This is a genomic window from Bacillus sp. AFS059628 (genome assembly GCF_002571225.1).
Taxonomy (GTDB): Bacteria; Bacillota; Bacilli; order Bacillales; family Bacillaceae_G; genus Bacillus_A.
This window is the reverse complement of sequence record NZ_NVEC01000025.1, coordinates 25456-47121: the sequence shown is the minus strand read 5'-3', so window position 1 is coordinate 47121 and position 21666 is coordinate 25456. Positions and strand designations below refer to the sequence as shown.

Sequence of the window (21666 nt, the reverse complement as noted above, 5' to 3'; positions counted from 1 at the left end):
TTTAAAATAACCGGCAATGTTACCGTAAATCATTACCGGTTATTTGTTAACCAATCTCATCTCATTTCATTTTATATTTATTGTTTTATTGCTTTATTTACTCTAGAAGTTTGTCCACTTACTTTTTTGGTTCTAAACCAATAGAGCGTAAGATTTTATCTAACGTCACTGGCCCTACATTTTCTTTCGGTTTCTGATTTTCTTTAGCCTCTGGCCCCTTTTTCAAGAAGTTTTTCTCGATAAAACGAATATCTGTTTCATCTACAACACCATCTTGATTTATATCTCCATCTTTTACAGATACTTTTCCTTTTCCATACGATAAAGCTGCTATTCTAGCATCTTGAATATCTACCATTTTATCGCCGTTTACATCACCTGCAAGGTTATCATCCATGTTAGCTCTAAAGTTTTGTCCCACTAATTCACCGTCTTGCATCTTCCCTATTTTTGTTGTTAATTTACTATTTAAATGACCTGGCATTTCTACGAAAATATCATATTCTTTATCGCTTACTGGAACACTATGAATCTCAAATTGCCCATTTTCATTAATCGTTCCTGTATATTTCTTTCCATCCTTGCCAACTGCGTACACTTTTGCTCCTAGTTTTGTATAGTCTTTCTTACCTAAATACCCCTCTTCATTCAAGAAAGCTTCCGGACCAATATATCCTGTAACCGTTGAATGTTTCGAAACAATAGCAAAAGATTTATCTTTAAACACAGGAATCTCATTGCCTTCTGTTGCACCAACTTTTGTATAAGAGAACTTATCTACTCCAAATGCAGTTAAATCATTAAAGTATTCATCGCTCGTCATCTCGAATGTAACATCTAAAAATGGTGTATCTCCATCTAATCCTTTAAATTCTTTTCCTTCCAATGACGCGCCAATTTTCACCTTATTTTCCCAAGCTCCTTCTTCACTTACCTTCGGATCTTCTAATTTAAGATTCAGTCCATGTTGTTTTACATATTCCGTAAGTGCTGGATTTGGTTTCACATCTGTAAATTTAAAGAGCTGCTTGTAATAAGGAATTTCAAATGTACCTGACATAAGCTGTTTTACATTATTGAGATTCAAAGTTAACGTAATTTTTTCACCTAATTTTATTTTATCTTTGTCATAACTTGGAACAGCGTATTCTGTCCCTTCTTTTACAAAGACATAATCTTTATATCCAGTTGCCATATTCCCCGCAGTGGCAAGGTCATATCCAAATAATTTTAAATTTAACGGCTCATTTATTTCCTCTGGAAGTACTCCAAATTTAAAATCACCATTTGCTTGAATTGTATTCAACCAACCTGATGGGAAGGCTGAGTTTTGATAATATACAATTTGATTCGCTTTTTGATCATACTGCAAGCCTTTTGCCTTTAATGCATCTACTGTAGAATCATAAATATTACCATGCACCCATAATGCACGTTGGCCGTCTTCTTCTTTAAACATGGAATCATTGACTTCGTGTATACCAGGTTGTACATCCTTAAATTTCATTTCAGGTATTACATTATCAATGATTATGCTATCGCCTTTTGTATACGATTTCCCTTCTTTATCATATCCAACGAAGTTCAATTCGTAATCTCCATCAGGCAACATAACAGGTTTATCCCCAATTGGATGAGCTGGATCTCCTGTAAATGGAAGTACATACCCTGCCATACCAGAAAACATCATATACTCAACATTTGGTGTTAGACTACTTGCATTAAGTGTACCAACGACTCCTAATGCCTTCCCTGTCTTTCGGTCCTTCACAACTGCATCAATAGTTTCAAGAGGACTATTTAATTTAAATGTCAAAGGCGAACTAGGTCTTTCCATAAATGGATGGAATTTAGATGCATCTGTTGCCATTGCATCTCTCAGTAAATCCACAGACGCAATCCCTTTTTCTGTGAATTTAACCGCAAATGGTACTTGATATACTTCCTTTTCATTTTTTTTATTTGAAATATGAATATAACCCTCATATCTACCAAATTCAGCGTTTTCCGGAATGATAATTTCAGGACTAAGTTCCCCTGATGTACCAGGAGCTACTTTAATAGAATCTGGTACGTTTAGCTTCACACCATTCTTCGCTGCATCTTGCACACCTACACTTGTAGGTGAAAACTCTACTTCTAATTTAAATTCTTTCCCATCTGTTTTACTGCTGTTCTTAATTAACACTTTTCGGCTATCTTTAATAGGCCCAGTTTCAATTTGATTTTTATACCCAAATGCAATAGAACCTGTTTTTTCTTCAATTTCTACTTCTTCATCATCTATAACGTTTGATGTTTTATCGATAACCTCAATAGATGTATCTGCATGAACTGCACGATATGCATCAATTCTTCCTGATCCCACCTCAAATACAGAACGCTCTTCTTTTAAATCAACTGCGGTATTCATAAGTGCCTCTTTTACTTCAAATGGACTATAGTTTGGATGTTCCTGTAAAATCAGTGCCGCAACCCCTGCAGTATGAGGAGTTGCCATAGATGTACCTGACATACGTCCATACGCTACCGGATAATTTTCTCCATCCTTTGGATCATTAATATATTCAGGAACAGTTGAGAAGATAGACACACCTGGTGCTACAATATCTGGCTTAATATCATCTGTTTTCGCTGCGGGACCACGGGAACTGAAATCAGCTAAGTGATCTCCCTCTGTTTTTATATTACTAAGTTCTCCAAACGCTAACGATACATCTCCTTGTACAGCTTTTGCTTGTAATTTCTCACCATCTGCTTTTGTTAAGCGGAACGATGGAATAGATGAAGTACTTTCCCCAACATAACTTGTAATTTCCCCATCTACATTGTTATATACAATTACTGCCTTTGCGCCTGCATCCTTAGCATTTTTAATTTTTTCATCAAATGTAATCTCACCTCGTTGGATAAGAACTAACTTCCCTTTTACATCTTTCCCTGTAAAATCACCTAATTTCCCAAGCCCTGCATATATAACCGATAAGGATTGTCCTTTCAAATCTTCAATCTTATCAGTAAAGCTTTTTCCAAGTAGCATCATCTTATCTACATGTACATCACCTGCATCGGCGGAAAACGTTGGAATAGTCATTGCAGCGTCACTGGCTCCCACTGTAATGGGAAGTGCTGCTGCACTAGGTGATCCAATGGTACCTTCTTCCGGACCACTATTACCAGCTGCTACTACTGTAACAACACCAGCTAACATCGCATTATTCACTGCGACAGAAGTAGGATATAAAGGATCATTAATAGACGCTCCTAGTGATAAATTGATAACATCCATATCGTCTTTCACTGCTTTATCAATTGCAGCAAGAATACCACTTGTTTGTCCACTTCCATATGGACCTAATACGCGGTATGAATATAAATCTACATCTGGGGCAACGCCCTTCACTGCATAATCTACATTATTCTTTTTGTCTGCAGAAATTGTCCCAGCTACATGAGTACCATGGGATGTATAATATGCACTTCCCTCATAAATCTCAGGATATCCTCCAGAATTTTGCCAATCCTTATACGTTGTTTCCATTGGATCAGCATCATTATTAACAAAGTCCCATCCTTTTATGGAGTTCGGATCTATTTTGCTTGGATCCTCACCTTGCTTTGCACGATATCCTTTATATGCATCTTTTAAATCAGGGTGGTTATAATCAATGCCTGTATCCAATACCCCCACCTTAATTCCTTTACCTGTTATTTTTTCATCGTGTAGCTTGTCCACACCAATTTGTGGTACACTATCTGCCATTTTTGGCTCGATACCTGCCTTAGCTGTTTCTTTTGGCAAATCAATTTTGACCTCACGATCTTCCCATACACGCTTAACAATACCGGTACGAACTAAGTCTTCAATCATATTGGCTGGTAACGACATTGCTACTCCATTAAAAGCATTCTTATATTCTTTTGTTATTTTTACAGATTTTAAATTTGTACCTTTATCTTTATTTTTTTGAAGCTTTTCAAGCTCTGCTTTAAACCCTTTATGTGATGCCTCTACCTTTTGCTCAGCATTTGAAAGAGCTAACTTTTTTCCTTTAGCCGCTTGTTTTAATACCTCAATTTTGCTAGGTGCTTGCTTAAATTCTATAATTACATTCACATTATTAGGGCTTGCTATATTGATTCCTGGTGAAATAACAAAACCCGGTTTTGTATCTAACGTTTTCAAAGCATTACGTTGTTCCTTTGTAAGACCTTTCAATACAGCATTTGCATCATCAATCCCAGTTAAATTAGATGTATTTACCTCTTCCGCCAATACGTTATATGGAATTCCTTGAGACAATAACATTCCAACTGTTAGCGTTCCAATAAGAATTTTCCCAAATTCCCCTCGTTTCATATTGCATCTCCCCATTACTAAAATTATTTTTCTAAACAAATTGATTCTTAAATTCCCATTTAGTATTGAAAATTCTATTAATCTTAAACTTTTATTTTGTAACATTAAGAATTTCCAACACTACTACCATCCCCATAGAGCTAATCATTCACTTTAACCTTTCTATAGAAGCCCCCATAATTTATTTTCACTAAAAGATTTTCATAAAATAAATTATTAATAGGATTAAAATGTAATTCTATATTTATTATTACACGTTCTGATTTTTCTGAAAATTGAACAAAAGGCGTATCTTTTTTCTAATAATTCTATGTCTACATAGTACAAAAGAACTATCTTGCTCTTTATTCTTTGTAATATAGAATAAAGAAACACGATAGTTCTTTTAAACATCTCTTATTTAATCCAACGGAACCAATTGATTTCGAACTGCATAAATCACCGCTTGCGACCGACTTTTCACATTTAGTTTTTTAAAAATTTTATTGATGTGAATTTTAACTGTTTTATCACTAATATACAGAGCTTCAGCAATTTCTTTATTACTAAGTCCTTTTACTAATTCAAAGAGAATTTCCTTTTCACGTTCCGTCAGTTCATTTTCATTTGATTCTACTTTCATTTTTTGCTGATGATATGTAATTAATTTTTTAGTCATACGCGGATGAATAACGGAATCGCCTCGATATAACATCCGAATTGCTGCTACTACCTGCTCCGATGATGAATCTTTCAATAAATACCCATCAGCACCAGCCTGAAGTGCATCCATTAAATACTCATCATGCTCATACATTGTAAACACAAGTACTCGGCAATTCGGATAGTTTTTTTTCACCAACTCTGTAGCTTCAATACCATTTTTTCCCGGAAGATTAATATCCATCAAAATACAATCTGGTCTGCATTCTTCTACTTTTTCCAATACTCCGTCCCCAGAGCTAGCTTCTCCAACCACGTTCATATCAGATTCATCCTCTAGTATGCTCCGAATTGCGTCTCGTAAAAAAGCATGATCATCCACTACTAATATTTTAATCATTTTACGCACCCCTTGTTTGTGAATCTGGAATTAATAGTGTAATTTCTGTCCCTTTCCCTACAGAACTATCAATCTGTAAAGTAGCCCCTAACTGTTCAGCTTGTTCATTCATATGTAATATACCATAATGTGGCTCATTCTTCGTTTTAATCATAGACTCAAATAATGAGAAACCAACCCCATTATCCTTAACCCTTAAAAGCACGTGCTCACTTTGATAGCTAAGTAAAACATCAGTCTTTTCTGCTTTTGCATGTTTTACAATGTTTTGCAAACTCTCTTGTAATGTATCAAAAATAACCCTTTCTTTTGAAAAACTAAGCGCACGTGCATGACCTCTTTCATGATATGTAATATCTAGTTCGTATTCTTGTTTTAAAGACTTTATTTTACTCGCTATCGCCTGCTTAAGTCCTAATTGTTGTGTGGGATATGGTTTTAAAGCATAAATAGAATAGCGAACTTCCCCTAGGCTTCCCCTTAAATCTTTTATGCTTTTCTCTACTATTTGCTGCATATCTATTGGTTTATCACGGTATTTTTTCTGCGCGGATTCTAGTTGAAATATCACCCCGGCCAATGTTTGCGCAATACCATCATGAATTTCGCGTGCGATTCTATTTCTTTCTTCTAAAATCATTCTTTTTTCCTGCTCAGAAATCAATATCCTTGTTTTAACTACGTTAGCTAATTGGTTAGAAAATGTAGCTAACGACTGTACATCTTCCGGAAAAAACCCTGCAGTTCTACTTTTTCCTGCAACAAACATTCCGACTAGTTCATGATTTACAATAAGAGGAAAATACACAAGTGAGCGTATGACACTATCAAATATTTCATCTCCAGGAGCCGTACCAATTTTCCAATCATTAAATACTAGATTTTTAGAGAGTTCCTCAAACGCCTTGCTGTTTTCTGAATGATCAGAAATATTAGAGCGGACTTTTCCATCTTTTAATAGAATATTCCAGTTTCCATCATCTTTTGTCCATATTACATATGCTTGTATGCCGAAAAAACCTTTAAGTGCTTGTTTAATATGCTTCAAGTTTCCTCCCGTTAGTCCTCGACTAATTTCGGTCGTAATAAGAAATAATTCATATAATCGTTCCTTCTCCATCCTTATCCGTACAGAAAAAGAACTAATAATTGAGGCTGCTACAAGTGGAAAAAAGAAAAACAGTACTGTAACCTCGTTTACTTCCACACTATATGTACTAATTAATACATGCATCAGTGCCGCATAAGAGAAACCAAAAGTTTCGCAAAGAAATACAGTTACAGTTTTTTTATACCACTGATAGATTGAATATGGTTGCGGAAGGAGTATCATTAACAAATCGTAAAAGCGGTTGTTGAAAAAACAAAAAAACACGCAAAATAATAACAAAGATATTAAATTTTCATATAGAACTGACATATCTATCTTGTTAATTAATAAGAGCATACATTTATTTGAAAACCATTCGGCCAAGATCAAACTAAGCGCATGCTGAGTACTATTAAATAACATTCTTTGTATTGGTGAACGACGATGCAGGTGAATAATTAACGTTACGAGTACAATAGCAATAATAGTTATATGGATTCCAAACTGCCAACTCATAGCGTAAATTATAGGAAAGGCAAGCGAGCTCGTTCCTCTCCAAAATCGTACAGGAAAATACTCTGCAATCCCCATAAATATTAATAACAATATTAGTATTGTTGAATGAGAAGGGATTTTAATTTCAAGTAAAGATATAGTTATAGTAATTAAACCAAGAAAAGAAATAAAATAAAGATAAGAACTAGCAATCTTTTCTCTCATAAAGATAGAATTTACATCCTTCAAAACAACCCCTTCTTTCTTTATAAAACTTCATTTTCTCTATTATCCAATAAAAAACCGGCACTGGCAAAATGGAAGAACCTCCACTAGCCAATCACCGGCTGTGTACTGCACTTAAAAAGGCAAGACACAATACTATTATAAATCTCTTTTCTTAAATTTCCTATTCATCGAATGATGTAATTATATGTGCCCCTAGGTTTACCCTCCTATAGTACAAAAGATATATATTAATATCGTCAATCTAATATACGCTTTCTTCCCATTCTCCTAATTTTCATTTTCTTTAAGTATAGAAGATAACGCAACAGAACTTTCAAGCTACCTTGCCAAATAATCCAAGCATAAAATTCTCACAAAAAGCAAAAATTAACAGAAGTAACTTTATTCTAAAAGAGGTGGAAATTATGACAGAGCAAAAAGAACAGCAAGAGAGTAAAAACCAAAAGCATATGTTTCCATCACTTTCGGAAAATATGAATTACATTGAAAATAAACTCTGTCACTCAGATGATATAAAAAAATTAGATATCCCTTTTCAAAACGGAAAAGGAACAATCATATATATTGAATCTTTAGCAGATCCAAATTTAATTCATCAATTAGCTCTTGAGCCATTATTAACGCGTTCGGATTTACCTTTAGATAAATCTTTTTCTACGTTAAATATGAAAAAAGAAACGAATTTAAATTATGGAGTACAGGTTTTATTACAAGGTAAATCCTTATATTTTCATGAACATGTCGACAGTTTTTGTATTTTCGAAACAACCTTATCTTTAAAGAGAGATATAGCAGAGCCTGATAATGAAGGCATTGTACGTGGACCACATACTGGTTTCGTAGAAGATTTAGCAACGAATTTAACCTCTATTCGTAAACTCATTAAGAGTCCAAATTTAGTTGTTAAATACTTTACAATTGGTGAAGAGATGCACACGAAAGTGGCAATTGCTTATATGCAAAATATAGCGAATGACGATTTAGTTACAGAAGTGAAAAGAAGATTAGAAACGATTAAAACGGATGCACTTATGTCACCAGGATACATACAAGAATTTATAGAGGATACGTCTTTCTCGCCATTTCCGCAGCAATTAAATACAGAGCGTCCAGATAGAACTGTTGCTAATTTAATGGAAGGACGTGTTGCCATTTTATCTGACGGAGATCCAACAACGCTCATCGTACCTGTTACGTTATTCGCTTTTTATCAATCACCAGATGATTATAATAACCGCTGGATTGTCGGTTCTTTCGTCCGAATGATTCGCTTAGTAAGTTTTTTAATTGCCTTTCTCTTGCCAGCTTTATATATTGCAACTGTCGCATTTCATCCCGATGTGTTGCCGCTCGAACTTGTGTATACGATTAAAGCTTCGTTAGAGAAAGTACCGCTTCCTCCTATTTTTGAAGCTCTCTTAATGGAGTTAATTTTCGAGTTATTACGAGAAGCTGGTATTCGCTTGCCGAGCCGTGTTGGACAAACAATCGGTATTGTAGGTGGTTTAGTAATTGGTGATGCGATTGTAAAAGCTGGGCTCGTTTCTTATACGATGATCATCGTAGTAGCTTTAACTGCAATCTCATCTTTTCTCGTTCCATCAAACGATATGAGTTCAGCAGTTCGAATTCTTCGTTTTCCATTAATGCTCCTTGCTGCCATATTTGGATATGTAGGCATATCATTCGGTCTAATTATAACTTTCGTTCATTTATGTCAACTACATTCATTTCATACACCATATCTTTCTCCTATTGCCCCGATGCGAATTAAAGATATGAAAGATTCTTTCGTAAGACTACCAATTTGGTCATTTTGGGAACGACCACATGATCCAAAACCGAAAAAAATGCAACGTCAACATGTAACGAGAGAGGATGAGGACGGTGACAAACACGCAAAGTAAAATCTCGCTAGTTCAATTTACCTTTTTCGTTATTCAATGCCAAATTGGAGTGGGTATACTTTCTCTACCAAACCGCCTTCATCCGATTGCTAAAGGTGGTGGATGGATTTCTGCACTCATCGCTGGATTGGCAATTCAACTTATCATTTTACTTATGTGGCTTTTCTTAAAACGATTTCCTGATGCAGATATGTATGAGAGTGTTTGTATGCTATTTGGTAATAAGTTTGGAAAACTATTAGGTTTTGCTTATGTTTTTTATTTTATCCTTATCGGTATGACGGTTATGTTAAATGTTTGTAATGTCATTAAAGTTTGGATATTACAAGCAACTCCGTGGTATGCCATTCTCATGCTATTTACAATAGCTTGTTGTTATGTAGCTTATAATACGTTTAAAGTCATCGTACGATTTTATGTCATGACCTCTATTCTAATTTTACCTATGGCGCTTTTAATTGCCCTTGGGCTTTCCCGAGCTGATTTTTCTTATATTTTTCCCATTACAGAGGCTGGATGGTGGAATATTATTCAAGCATCGAAAGAAACAATTACAGCTATGTATGGTTTTGAAATCTTTCTTATCGCATTTCCTAAAGTAAATGGGAGTTCTGTGGCAAAACTGAAGGCAATTTCTATCGCTAATGGATTTGTGACTCTCTTTTATGCTTTTACTGTTTGGATTTGCTTTATCGTATTTAGTCCAAAACAAATTGAACTTATCCCAGAGCCAGTTGCTTACTTATTACGCTCCTTACATATCGGGATTATAGACCGGACTGATTTACTATTCATACCAATTTGGATGATAACTGTTGCTGCCTCTATTGCTAGTTATTATTGTGCTGCTTCTATTGGCATTGGACACATATTCAACCTTTCTAATCATAAAAAAGCTGTTCCAATCGTTGGTATTATTGCTTTTAGTGTAGCCTTATTTATAGATACGCCTGAAGAATTAAAAGTAATTTCTACTTTCACTGATAAGTTCACCTATATTTTCATCGTTGGCCTCCCTCTTTTATTTCTACTTTATTCAGTAATAAGAAAGAAGAAAGGAGAACAATATGTTCCAAAAAAGAGTTAAATTACTTTTTATATTATGTACTAGTTCCCTCCTTTCTGGCTGTTGGGATCAAGAACCATTAAGGGAGGCAAGGTTAGCTTATAGCATTGGAGCTGATATTACGGAAGAGAATAAACTCCAGCAAACAATAGAGCTCGTAAAAAGTTCAAGCGGAGAACAATCTTCATTCGAGAATGAAATACATTCAGCAACGGGGCATAACATAAGGGATACAAGCGATGCCCTAAAAAAAAATGTGACTGGGAATATTCGCTATTTTAAATATGGTGTTCAATTATTAGGAACCAAAATTCTAAAAAAAGGGATACTCCCCTATTTAGATGTCAGTTTTCGGGACCCAACAAATCCAACTGCTTTAGTAAAGGTTATTGCAGTAGATGGTGAAACGTCCGAGGTACTCGAAAAAAAGAAAGTAGGAAATTTATTAATTGGAGATTTTTTAAAGAAAAAAGTGAAAAGCTTAGAAGATATGAGTGTATTTCCAAAAGAAACTTTAGAAACAGCTGCTACAAAAATGTTGGATCCCGGTAAAGACTTTACCCTCCCTTCCATAAAAATAAAAGGAAAAGAAGTAATTACAAACGGGTTAGCTTTATTTAACAATGATAAATTGACTGGGCATTTACCTTTGAAACAATCGGTTTTATTCGTATTATTAACCGGAAAAATGGGAACAAGTGCCCGTATAACCCAAAAACTTACTAGCGAGGAATCAGAGAAGACATCTGATTATGTAACAATGGAAATTAGCAATCGAAAGTTAAAACGAGACTTAAAAATAAAAACCGATAAAAAAGGAAATGTTTATGCTCATATTAAGCTACAACTAAAGGTAATAGCACTTGAATCTCCAAGAGATAATCTGTATACAATGGACGATAGAGAAAAACTAAACAAAGAACTATCTAAACAACTTACGAAAGAAGCAAAAAAAATAACAAACCAACTACAAAAAGCAAATTGTGATGCTTTCGGTATCGGAAGACATCTTATCGCATATCATCCTGACTTATGGAAGAAAAAAAATTGGAATAAAGATTATGCAAAAGTAAAATTCAAACCAGAAGTAGACGTAAATATTTTGTATAGTGGTGTCTTAAAGTAAAAAGGTTGTATGCCGCGCGGGCATACAACCTTTTATTTCATATATCGATAGACAATTGATTCATATGGTCTTAAGTTAAGTTTTGTAATGTCCTTGCTGGAATCTTTATAATTCGACAGTAGTACTTCTTGTTTCATTCCATCTAATTGAACATGGGCTGGTACTGAATACGTTATTTCTTCTCCGTAGAAGTTATTAATAACAAGCAACACTTCACTCTCTGTAGTACGAGTATATGCCCAAATTTTAGGATGATTTTCATCTAAAATAGCATATTCTCCTTCTGTAATTACATCATACGTTTTTCTAAGTTCTATTAACTTTTTATAATGGTAAAATACAGACTCTTTATCTTCTAGTGCCTTCTCCACATTTATTTCTTTAAAGTTTTCAGCCACTGAAATCCAAGGTGTACTTGTTGTAAAACCACTGTTCATTTCTTCATTCCACTGCATCGGCGTACGGGAGTTGTCACGAGATTTTTGTTTTAAAATCCCGATAATCTCTTCTTTTGATAATCCTTCTTCTCGCTTTATATCATATATATTTAACGATTCTACATCGCGATATTGCTCGATGGATTCGAATTTAGGATTCGTCATACCGATTTCTTCGCCTTGATAAATGTAAGGTGTACCTTGCAACATATGCATAGCTGTCGCTAACATTTTTGCAGATTCATTTCGGTACTTTCGATCATCGCCAAAGCGTGATACAATACGAGGCTGGTCATGATTACACCAGAACAATGCATTCCATCCCCCGCCCTTTTGCATTTCAATTTGCCAATTAGACATAATCTCTTTTAATTTAATGAAATCAAAATGCGCTTCCGTCCACTTATCTCCATTCGGATAATCTACTTTTAAATGATGAAAACTAAACGTCATACTTAATTCATTGCGCTCAGGGTTTGAATATTTAATACAATTATCAATTGTTGTAGATGACATTTCTCCAACTGTAATTACATCTTTCCCTTCAAAAACATTTCGGTTCATCTCTTGTAAATATTCATGAACACGCGGACCATCTGTATAATATTTACGTCCATCGCTTGTTGCCGTACTTCCGTCATCATTTAAAAACTGTTGATCTTTTGAAATTAAATTAATAACATCTAATCGGAATCCAGTTACCCCTTTATCAAGCCAAAAGCCCATCATTTCATACACTTCTTCACGAAGTTTTTCATTTTCCCAATTTAAATCAGCTTGCGTCTCATCAAATAGATGTAAAAAATATTGCTCTGTCTTCTCATCATATTTCCAAGCAGACCCGCCAAACTTAGATTGCCAATTATTTTTTTCATCACGCCAAATGTAATAATTACGATATGGACTATTTTTATCTTCCTTCGCTTCCTTAAACCACTTATGCTCCGTCGAACTATGATTTACAACGATATCCAGCATAATTTCAATGTTACGTGCCTTTGCTTCTTCTAAAAGCTCTTCAAACTCTTCCATCGTACCGTAAGATGGATCAATGCTGTAGTAATCACTTACATCGTATCCATTATCATTTTGTGGTGATTGGTATATCGGTGTTAACCAAATATAATCTACTCCGAGTTCTTTTAAATAATCTAGTTTCTCTGTAACCCCTTTTATATCACCGGTTTCTTTATTGTAATAGCTATTAAAGCTCTTCGGATAAATTTGATAAACTACACTTTTATGCCAATCCTTCATGTTCAACTTCCTCCTACTTCTGTTTTACTCGTTTTGCAAATAACCACGTTAACGTAAATGGGATTACAACTGCGATAACCATTCCGACAATAAACATCGGAATCGATTTCGGAATGATAGAAATAAATGCTGGTAATCCGCCAATTCCGATAGCAGGTGCTAATACACCATTTAACGTAATAAATATAGCTGCAATAGCCGATCCTATAATCGCTGCATAGAACGGGAATTTATTTCGTAAGTTTACACCAAACATAGCTGGTTCTGTAATACCGAAATATGCTGAGATTGCTGATGTAGATGCCATGCTTTTATCATTTTGATTTTTAGAAATCCAGAACATCGCAAGTGCCGCACTACCTTGCGCAATGTTAGAAAGGGCAATCATTGGCCAAATGAATGTACCACCGTGCTGTGCAATTAATTGTAAGTCGATAGCAATAAACATATGATGCATACCTGTAATTACGAGCGGTGCATATAATGCTCCAAACAATACTGCACCAACTACTGGTACTGTTTCATATACACCTACTAATCCAACTGTTAATAAATCTCCAATATGACGTGTAACTGGACCAATAATCCCTAGTGCTAATACACCTGTTACGACAATCGTTGTAATTGGTACAACTAATAGTTGAATTGCATTTGGTACATGTTTCTTCAAGAAAATTTCCACTTTACTTAATACAAATGCAGCTACTAAAACCGGCAAGATTTGACCCTGATACCCTACCTTCTCAATTTGAAATAATCCTAAAATATCGAAGTACTCAATCTTTTGTCCGTCTAAACCAGTCGCTGCTTTTCCGTAATCCCACGCGTTTAATAAGGCTGGATGCACAAGCATTAATCCCATAACAATCCCTAATATCGGACTACCACCAAAACGTTTTGTTGCTGACCAACCGACAAGTGCTGGTAAGAATACGAAAGCTGTATTCGCCATCATATTAATTAAATCCCAAAGCCCACTTAAGTTTGGATACACATCTAATAAATTTTTACCTTCAAAAAATAAGTCCTTCGCCCCTAATAGGTTGTTAATTCCCATTAGTAAACCAGCTGTTACGATTGCTGGTAATATCGGCATAAATACATCTGAAAATACTTTTACAAACTTTTGAGCTGGATTTAACTTTTGATTTCCAGAATCTTTTACGTCAGCTACTGTCGCTTCCTTCATACCTGCAAGCGTTATCAATTCAGCATATACTCGATCAACATCTCCTGGACCGATTACAATTTGAAATACCCCAGCGTTATGGAACGCTCCCTTCACTAATGAAACAGATTGTAATTTATCGTTATCTATTTTACTTTCATCTTTTAAAGCGATACGGAGTCTCGTTACACAGTGTGCAGCTTGTTCAATATTGTCTTTCCCACCAATATACTGCAACACTTCCTCTGCTGTTTTACGATAGTCTTTCCCCATATTCCCGTCCCTCTTTTCTTTTTTTGATACCGTTTACAATTACATATTAACTCGTATATATAAGTTAGTCAACACTCGTATATACGAGTTTGTCATTTTTTTATAAAAAAAAGAGATGAAACGTTATTACGTTCCATCTCCTTATTTTCTCCGCGCCACATCTGAAAAATGAAAAATATCTAAGCGGTGGCGGGATTCTGTATATTCGAACTGACTTCCATCATAAAAATGCGTAAAGTTTTTCACGACAACAACATAGTCTGTTCCATTTAAATCTAAATACTTTCTATCGTCCTCTGTACATGGCTGTACTTCAATTACTCTCTGCGAATAACTAATATGAAGACCTAGTTCTTTCTCAATGTATTTATAAATGGACTGCGCTGCAATTTCACTCGTTAATCCAGGAATATATTCCGATACAAAATGATTAATATCCAAAATTACTTTTTCTCCATCAATATTCCGTACGCGTTTAATATGATCTATTTCTGTTTTCTCTTTCACATTTAATAGCTTTGCAACCTCTTTTGTCGCTTTTACTTTCTCCATTTCCACGACTTCTGTAATACAATGGCGTCCTAAACGTTCATTTTCTTCTTGGAAGCTTACAATGCCACCAAAGTTGAATTCAATGTTTTTTCGCTTTAAAACAAAGACACCTTTTCCATGTATTTTTTGAACATATCCACGCTCTTGTAATAAATCTACAGCTTTTCTTACTGTACCTCGGCTCGCTTCATATTGCTTCATTAATTCAGTTTCTGATGGGATTTTGCATCCCTCTTTTAATTGTTTATTATCAATAGACTTACTGATTTCTGTATAAATTTGTTCATACTTGCTCATCATCTACAATAGCCCCTTGTCACCTTCTAATTCTATATGTATTATACCATGCTACACTCTTCTGCCAATCTCTCACTTATTTTCCAGTATAGGAAAAATACAGGTAAATATTTAATCTTTAAAACGTATTTTTATAAAAATTTTTATATTTTTCTTTTCATTCAAAAAAACATGTAGTATACTAACTTCAAAATCAGAGGAGAAAGGGAGCAAAGAACTATGCTTACTTATACAACAATTGTAGTTACATTTGCACAAAAACATCATCATCATACGTAACCCTTGAAACCTAGCGGAAAAATTACGCGTAGGTACAAGGGTTATTCCCGTTGTACCTACGCTTTGGCGAAGAGCCATGTAGGTATTTTTTATCTACATGGCTCTTTTTTTATTGCCAAAAAGCTAGTAAAAAATGATGTTTAAGCAAAACTTACTACAAAGGAGTTAACAAAAATGGAAACGAAAAAATGGGGATTATGGATTTTAACAGCTTTTGTTATCGGAAATATGGTTGGTGGTGGCGTATTTATGCTCCCAGCAAATTTAGCACAAGTATCAGGTCCAATGGGTTCTACACTTGCATGGAGTATTACAGGTCTTGGCGTATTTATGATTGCACTCGTGTTTGGAAATTTAGCAATTCGAAAACCAGAATTAAAAGCAGGACCACAAAGTTACGCTCAAGCAATGTTCCCTTCAAAAAAAGCGGGTAAAGTTGCAGGATATAGTATGGCATGGGGATATTGGGCTGCGAACTGGGCTGCAACAGCATCTGTTATTATTTCCTTCGCTGGATATTTATCAACATTCTTTCCAGTTTTACAAAGTAAGCAAATTCTCTTTTCAACGAACGGATTTTCACTAGAACTCGGAAAAGGATTAACTTTCCTCGTATGTAGCCTTATGTTATGGGGAATTCAATATATTCTTTCTCAAAATATTGACCGAGCTGGAAATATGAATCTTCTTGCTACCATTGCAAAGATTATCGGATTTACAATGTTTATTGTAATCACATTATTTATTTTCAATGCCTCTAATTTCGGAGACGGTCAAACATTTATGAATGAAGCAGGACAATCCATTTCTTTAGGTGGACAAATCAATTCAGCTGCTATTGCAACACTTTGGGCATTTATCGGTATTGAATCGGCTGTCATGCTTTCTAATCGTGCAAAATCTCAGCGCGATGTAAAAAAAGCTACCATTTTCGGATTAATTATCGCTCTTCTTATTTACATGTCAATTACTCTACTTACAATGGGCGCTCTCCCGCAAGATGCTTTAAAAGAGTCTCAAAAACCATTAGTAGATGCATTAAATTTAGCCATTGGCAATAAAGGTGCCTATATCATGGCTCTACTTGCACTTGTATCTTTATTTGGATCTACAGTGGGCTGGATTGTTGTTAGTTCAGAAGCACCTTACCAGGCTGCAAAGAACGGACTTTTCCCCAAGCTTTTCGCGAAAACGAATAAAAAAGGTAGTCCTTCAAAATCATTATTGATTACAAATGTAATGACGCAGATTTTCTTGTTCTCAACGATTTCTGGTACCGTGTCAGAAGCTTATAATTTCGCTATCGTTGTAGCAACATTAGCTTATTTAATTCCATACCTTGTTTCTACGCTGTACCAATTCAAACTGGTTATTACAGGAGAAACATATGATATAATGCCTGGCTCTCGAATAAAGGACGGCATCATTACTACGTTAGCATTTATATATTCTATTTGGGTTATCAAAACAGGCACTGCTGATTTAAAAACGTTCTTCTTAGGAATCGGATTGTTCGTATTAGGCCTTATTCTTTATCCAGTACTAATGAAAAACTCAAAAAAATAAATTAAAAAAGAGAAGCTACCAGCTTCTCTTTTTTATTCGAAATCTGTCATTAACTTTTCTTTTAACTCTCCTACAGATAAAGGTTTCGCATAATAAAATCCTTGTACGTAATCACAGCCCATAGATTGTAATAAACTTTCTTGCTCTACTGTCTCTACCCCTTCAGCAACTACTGCTAAATGTAAGCTATGGGCAATTTCAATAACAGATTTTACAATCGTTCGCTCTGGCTGTGCATGATCATAATGAAATTCACGAATAAAATTACGATCAATTTTTACTATGTCCAGTGGTAATTGTTTTAAATAATATAAAGAAGAATAGCCCGTTCCGAAGTCATCTAAAGCAATTAATATACCCATATTCCTTAATTCTTGTAATGTAGCAATAATATAATCAAAATGTCGAACAGCAATGCTTTCCGTTATTTCTAAAATCAAACGATTCGGAGGAAAGCCCGTTCTCCTTAAAATGCTACGTACAGATAAAATAAAACGCTTTTGCATTAATTGTTGTATGGATAAATTCACAGATAACTTTAGTCCGTCTTGATACTCTGGCAATGTTTTAAACAAGCGACATGACTTTTCTAATACCCAGTCCCCTAATTTTATAATAAGTCCAGATTCTTCAGCTACTGGAATAAATTCGCCTGGCGAAATCGGCCCCTCTTCTGTCGAACAACGTACTAAAGCCTCAATACCAGTATATCTCTTCGTTTTCAAATCAATAATAGGCTGCAGCGCCACATCTAACTCTTCATCACGAATTGCCTTTTGCAAGGCAAATTCAATTTTCATTCTACGATTTATTTTCGCACGTAACTCATCTGTAAAGAAACACGCCGCATTTCTACCTTGTTCTTTCGCACTGTACATAGCTAAATCCGAATTTTTCAATAGCGTTTCAACATCTTGTCCGTCTTGCGGATATGAGCAAAGTCCTAGACTAGCTGAAATGTATACTTCATGCCCTTCAAGCATGAATGGTGCCTGAAAACACGACAACACAGATGTCGCCAGCTGCCTCATTTCATCTTGCGTATGATTTTTTGTTAACAGCACAAATTCGTCGCCCCCCAGCCTAGCCAGAACATCTTTCTCTCCTAGCACATAATGCAACCGTGAAGCAACTTCGCTTAAAAGTAAATCCCCTATCATATGACCTAACGTGTCATTTACAAATTTAAAACGATCCAAATCAAAATAAATCATACCAAATTCTTTTTTGCCTGCAATCATCTCGTTAACAGTCGTTATTAACTGTAGTCGGTTCGGCAAACTCGTTAAAGCATCATGATACGCAAGCTCCCTATAACGGCTTTCGCTTAAACGCAACCTCTGTTCTGCTTCTTTCCTACTACTAATATCATTTCGGATCGCAATAAATTGATATGGCTCTCCTTTTTCATTTAAAAATGGAACAATTGTTGTTTTAACCCAATAATATGTCCCATCTTTTGCTCGATTTTGAATTTCACCTCTCCATACTTTTCCGCTCAAAATACGCTTCCAAAGAACTTGAAAAAATGTTTTCGGGTGATGCCCTGAATTTAAAATACGATGATCTTTCCCTATTAACTCTTCTCGTGGATATTTGGATATTTCACAAAACTTATCATTTACATATGTAATAAGACCATTTCGGTCTGTAATCGCAACAATTGAAGACTCATCTAATGCTAACTTTAAATCTCGCAATGAAGAGTCATATAATGCATGACCTCTTTGTTCTAGCATGCGCATCTCTCCTTGCTTCCTATCTGACTAAAACACAACTTGTTTCTTTTCATAGAAATAGAGACATTTCATTTCCTAATAATCGTCCTTTACATAAATCATATTTTGAAATATGCCGATTAAAATAACATAATATTATTTGTAATAAAAAGCAATATAATACCGTTTCAATTATAAATAGTTGTTTCTTATCGCTATACTTAGCTTACCTTATTATACTTACATACCTTTATAACTAGCTCTATACAATCCTAGTTTCCTACTAATTCTACTTACATCTAACCTTTTTACTTTACTAGCGAAATAGACATTTGAGCACACTATACAACTATTCCTGAATAAGAATATAAAAATTAAAATTAGTATATATGTTTTAAAATTACAATAACAAAATATTAACATATTTTCACCATTTTTTTGGAAATATTTTATAAATGCTTTATTAAACTAAAAAAGAGGAAAGCCTCTTTTTTTAGTTTAATATGGATATGTTATTTGCTGATAACCCGGATATGGCGTTGGGTATGGCGCTGGATAAGTTACTGGATACGGTGCTGGATAGTAGCCTCCACCTGCTGCACCCGTTAACGCGCCAGCTGTAAGTCCCCCTAAAACACCTCCAGCAAAGCTTCCAGGGAAAAATCCACCGCCCCATGAACCACCACCCCAGCCCCATCCACCTCCGTGATGGTGGTGATGATCATGGTGATTGTGTCCTCCATGGTGGTGATGCCCACCGTTATAATTGTGCCCTCCATGATGATGATTACGATAATACAATCCGTTATTTTCTATATAATTCATGTTTCTCCGCTCCTTTTCCATTTTCTCATCTTAATAGATATTTTATGAATAGTACGGACCTTGTTGGTAACCTATATAATAGTAAGAATCCTTGCCCCTTTCCTATATAAGGGGCAAGGATTTTGTCCCTCCTACACTGTTTATTAACCAGCAAATAGCGGGCTAATAGCGTAACAATATACTGTATGTAGGACAAATGCGGAAGGCATGAGGAAAATGTCTATATTTTGTAAAAAAAACAAAACACTTTATAATAAGAATGTCGGATTGTACCTTTTTATAAGAAGTTTATATTTAAGAAAGATTAGAGGAATTTTATAAAAATGAAGAAGCCTATCGTTCAATTATTATTAATATTTGTAATTATATCTATCGTTCTTTTCCTATTAAATACATCGTTTATTTCTTTATATACATTTGTCGGTGCCTTATGGTCTATTACAATCATAGGAATTTCATTCGTTATTTTTATCGAAAATAGGTCTCCTCAAAGTACTTTAGCCTGGTTTTTAGTATTAGCACTTCTTCCCGTTGTAGGTGTGCTTTTATACTCTATTTTCGGTCGTAGCCGTTGGAGAAGAAAAAAACATCTACATCGTTCAGAAGAGCAAAGAAAATTATTCCGTGAAATATTAGAAGGAAGACGAGTAGAATTATCACTCACAGTCCCCTTACATGAGCGTTCTACACATTTAACAAAAGTTATACAAAAATTCGGAGGCGGACCTGCCGCAGATAGAACAACTACAAAACTTTTAACAAACGGAGATCAAACATTCTCAGAAATTTTGCAAGCTATCGAGCAAGCAAAACATCACATACATATTCAATACTATATTTATAAATCTGATGAGATTGGTACAAAAGTTCGGGATGCGTTAATAAAAAAAGCAAAATCTGGTGTTATTGTACGCTTCCTTTATGATGGATTAGGAAGTAATACGTTAAGAAGACGCTTTTTAAAACCTATGAAAGAAGCTGGGATTGAAATTGTTGAATTTGACCCTATTTTTTCAGCTTGGTTACTTGAAACTGTCAATTATCGCAACCATCGTAAAATTGTCATCGTAGATGGAGAAATCGGTTTTACTGGGGGGCTCAACGTCGGTGATGAATACCTTGGCCGTTCAAAAAAATTCCCCGTTTGGCGGGATAGTCATTTAAAAATAGAAGGAAAAGCACTATATAAATTACAAGCAATCTTTCTAGAGGACTGGCTCTATGCATCTAGTGGGTTGAATACTTATTCCTGGGATCAATTTATGAATAGACAATACTTCCCTGGTAAAGAAATTTTAAGTGCAGAAGGTGCTGTGCAAATTGTAGCGAGCGGACCAAGCTCAGATGATAAAAGCATTCGCAATACATTATTAGCTATTATGGGATCTGCAAAAAAATCGATTTGGATCGCTACACCATACTTTATTCCAGATCAAGAAACTTTAACGTTATTACGTTTAAGCGCAATATCTGGCATAGATGTACGTATTTTATATCCTGGTAAAAGTGATAGTATTATTAGTGATCAAGCATCTCAGTCCTACTTCACTCCACTTTTAAAAGCTGGTGCTTCCATTTATAGTTATAAAGATGGTTTTATGCATGCGAAAATTGTACTTGTTGATGATAAAATCGCGACAATTGGAACAGCAAATATGGACGTACGTAGCTTTGAATTAAATTACGAACTTATTAGCGTACTTTATGAATCAGAAACTGTTCATGATATAAAACGTGATTTTGAAGAAGACTTTAAGCATTCCACTGAAATTAAATGGAACGCTTTCCAAAAAAGAAGTATCAAAAAACGAATATTGGAGTCTTTTATGAGGCTCATTTCTCCTTTACTGTAAGCAGTCAATGTAATATTGATTGCTTTTTCTTTTGTATTTCTCTCTTTTCCTTTTCTTTGCATACCATATTAAAACAAGTTATCATAAGATGTATTACTTTATGAAA

At 34.9% G+C, this 21666-nt stretch carries 13 protein-coding genes; 5 read left to right on the top strand and 8 right to left on the bottom strand.

Translation table 11 applies throughout. From position 1 onward, the window contains the following. Nucleotides 1–118 precede the first annotated feature (118 nt). The 3 genes from COL05_RS10005 to COL05_RS09995 all read right to left on the bottom strand — a co-directional run bounded on the left by COL05_RS10005 (nt 119) and on the right by COL05_RS09995 (nt 7236). The gene (locus COL05_RS10005; protein ID WP_098668504.1) at nt 119–4360 is read right to left on the bottom strand and encodes a S8 family serine peptidase; all 4242 of its coding nucleotides are present in this window, start codon (nt 4358–4360) and stop codon (nt 119–121) included. A gap of 400 nt (nt 4361–4760) precedes the next feature. Next, a complete protein-coding gene (locus COL05_RS10000; protein WP_000590680.1) occupies nt 4761–5402 on the bottom strand; it encodes a response regulator in 642 nt (213 codons plus the stop codon). A 1-nt stretch (nt 5403) separates the two neighbouring features. Next, on the bottom strand, nt 5404–7236 hold the full coding sequence (locus tag COL05_RS09995; RefSeq protein ID WP_098668503.1) for a GAF domain-containing sensor histidine kinase: 1833 nt from the start codon (nt 7234–7236) through the stop codon (nt 5404–5406). Nucleotides 7237–7640: 404 nt separating this feature from the next. Here COL05_RS09995 and gerKA point away from each other — a divergent pair, with 404 nt between their 5' ends. Genes gerKA through gerKC form a run of 3 tightly spaced genes read left to right on the top strand, consistent with a single transcriptional unit; the run spans nt 7641 to nt 11335 of the window. After that, nucleotides 7641–9143, top strand: coding sequence for a spore germination protein GerKA (gerKA, locus tag COL05_RS09990; protein WP_098668502.1), 1503 nt, complete (start codon nt 7641–7643; stop codon nt 9141–9143). After that, nucleotides 9124–10230, top strand: a complete 1107-nt coding sequence (locus tag COL05_RS09985; protein ID WP_098668501.1) for a GerAB/ArcD/ProY family transporter — start codon at nt 9124–9126, stop codon at nt 10228–10230. The genes gerKA and COL05_RS09985 overlap by 20 nt, the downstream gene beginning before the upstream one ends. Further along, nucleotides 10211–11335, top strand: coding sequence for a spore germination protein GerKC (gene gerKC / locus COL05_RS09980; protein ID WP_098668500.1), 1125 nt, complete (start codon nt 10211–10213; stop codon nt 11333–11335). Before COL05_RS09985 ends, gerKC begins: the two co-directional genes overlap by 20 nt. A 32-nt stretch (nt 11336–11367) precedes the next feature. Here the strand turns inward: gerKC and treC are convergent, their stop codons facing one another. The 3 genes from treC to treR all read right to left on the bottom strand — a co-directional run bounded on the left by treC (nt 11368) and on the right by treR (nt 15322). After that, nucleotides 11368–13029 carry an alpha,alpha-phosphotrehalase gene (gene treC / locus COL05_RS09975; protein ID WP_098668499.1) on the bottom strand — a complete coding sequence of 554 codons (1662 nt, stop codon included), beginning with the start codon at nt 13027–13029 and terminating at the stop codon, nt 11368–11370. Between the two features lie 13 nt (nt 13030–13042). Beyond that, entirely contained in the window at nt 13043–14470 is a 1428-nt protein-coding gene (treP, locus tag COL05_RS09970) for a PTS system trehalose-specific EIIBC component (protein WP_098668498.1), read from the bottom strand. A 141-nt stretch (nt 14471–14611) separates the two neighbouring features. Then, on the bottom strand, nt 14612–15322 hold the full coding sequence (gene treR / locus COL05_RS09965; RefSeq protein ID WP_001976171.1) for a trehalose operon repressor: 711 nt from the start codon (nt 15320–15322) through the stop codon (nt 14612–14614). Between the two features lie 450 nt (nt 15323–15772). Between treR and COL05_RS09960 the strand changes: the two genes are divergently transcribed. Then, the gene (locus tag COL05_RS09960; RefSeq protein WP_098668497.1) at nt 15773–17164 is read left to right on the top strand and encodes an amino acid permease; all 1392 of its coding nucleotides are present in this window, start codon (nt 15773–15775) and stop codon (nt 17162–17164) included. Nucleotides 17165–17196: 32 nt separating this feature from the next. Here the strand turns inward: COL05_RS09960 and COL05_RS09955 are convergent, their stop codons facing one another. Both COL05_RS09955 and COL05_RS09950 read right to left on the bottom strand, forming a co-directional pair. Further along, nucleotides 17197–18903, bottom strand: a complete 1707-nt coding sequence (locus tag COL05_RS09955; RefSeq protein WP_098668496.1) for a putative bifunctional diguanylate cyclase/phosphodiesterase — start codon at nt 18901–18903, stop codon at nt 17197–17199. Between the two features lie 477 nt (nt 18904–19380). After that, nucleotides 19381–19707: a cobalt transporter gene (locus COL05_RS09950; protein WP_098668495.1), complete on the bottom strand. Its 327-nt coding sequence runs from the start codon at nt 19705–19707 to the stop codon at nt 19381–19383. Between the two features lie 323 nt (nt 19708–20030). On the opposite strand from COL05_RS09950, the gene COL05_RS09945 reads away from it, so the two are divergent. Continuing rightward, nucleotides 20031–21560, top strand: coding sequence for a cardiolipin synthase (locus COL05_RS09945; protein ID WP_098668494.1), 1530 nt, complete (start codon nt 20031–20033; stop codon nt 21558–21560). Nucleotides 21561–21666: the final 106 nt, after the last annotated feature.

Excerpts from the sequence above, each read along its gene's own strand:
- COL05_RS09945 (WP_098668494.1), top strand. The coding sequence starts at position 20,031 with ATGAAGAAGCCTATCGTTCAATTATTATTAATATTTGTAATTATATCT.
- COL05_RS09955 (WP_098668496.1), bottom strand. The coding sequence starts at position 18,903 with ATGCTAGAACAAAGAGGTCATGCATTATATGACTCTTCATTGCGAGAT.
- gerKA (WP_098668502.1), top strand. The coding sequence starts at position 7,641 with ATGACAGAGCAAAAAGAACAGCAAGAGAGTAAAAACCAAAAGCATATG.
- gerKC (WP_098668500.1), top strand. The coding sequence starts at position 10,211 with ATGTTCCAAAAAAGAGTTAAATTACTTTTTATATTATGTACTAGTTCC.
- COL05_RS10000 (WP_000590680.1), bottom strand. The coding sequence starts at position 5,402 with ATGATTAAAATATTAGTAGTGGATGATCATGCTTTTTTACGAGACGCA.
- COL05_RS10005 (WP_098668504.1), bottom strand. The coding sequence starts at position 4,360 with ATGAAACGAGGGGAATTTGGGAAAATTCTTATTGGAACGCTAACAGTT.
- treC (WP_098668499.1), bottom strand. The coding sequence starts at position 13,029 with ATGAAGGATTGGCATAAAAGTGTAGTTTATCAAATTTATCCGAAGAGC.
- COL05_RS09950 (WP_098668495.1), bottom strand. The coding sequence starts at position 19,707 with ATGAATTATATAGAAAATAACGGATTGTATTATCGTAATCATCATCAT.
- COL05_RS09960 (WP_098668497.1), top strand. The coding sequence starts at position 15,773 with ATGGAAACGAAAAAATGGGGATTATGGATTTTAACAGCTTTTGTTATC.
- treP (WP_098668498.1), bottom strand. The coding sequence starts at position 14,470 with ATGGGGAAAGACTATCGTAAAACAGCAGAGGAAGTGTTGCAGTATATT.
- treR (WP_001976171.1), bottom strand. The coding sequence starts at position 15,322 with ATGATGAGCAAGTATGAACAAATTTATACAGAAATCAGTAAGTCTATT.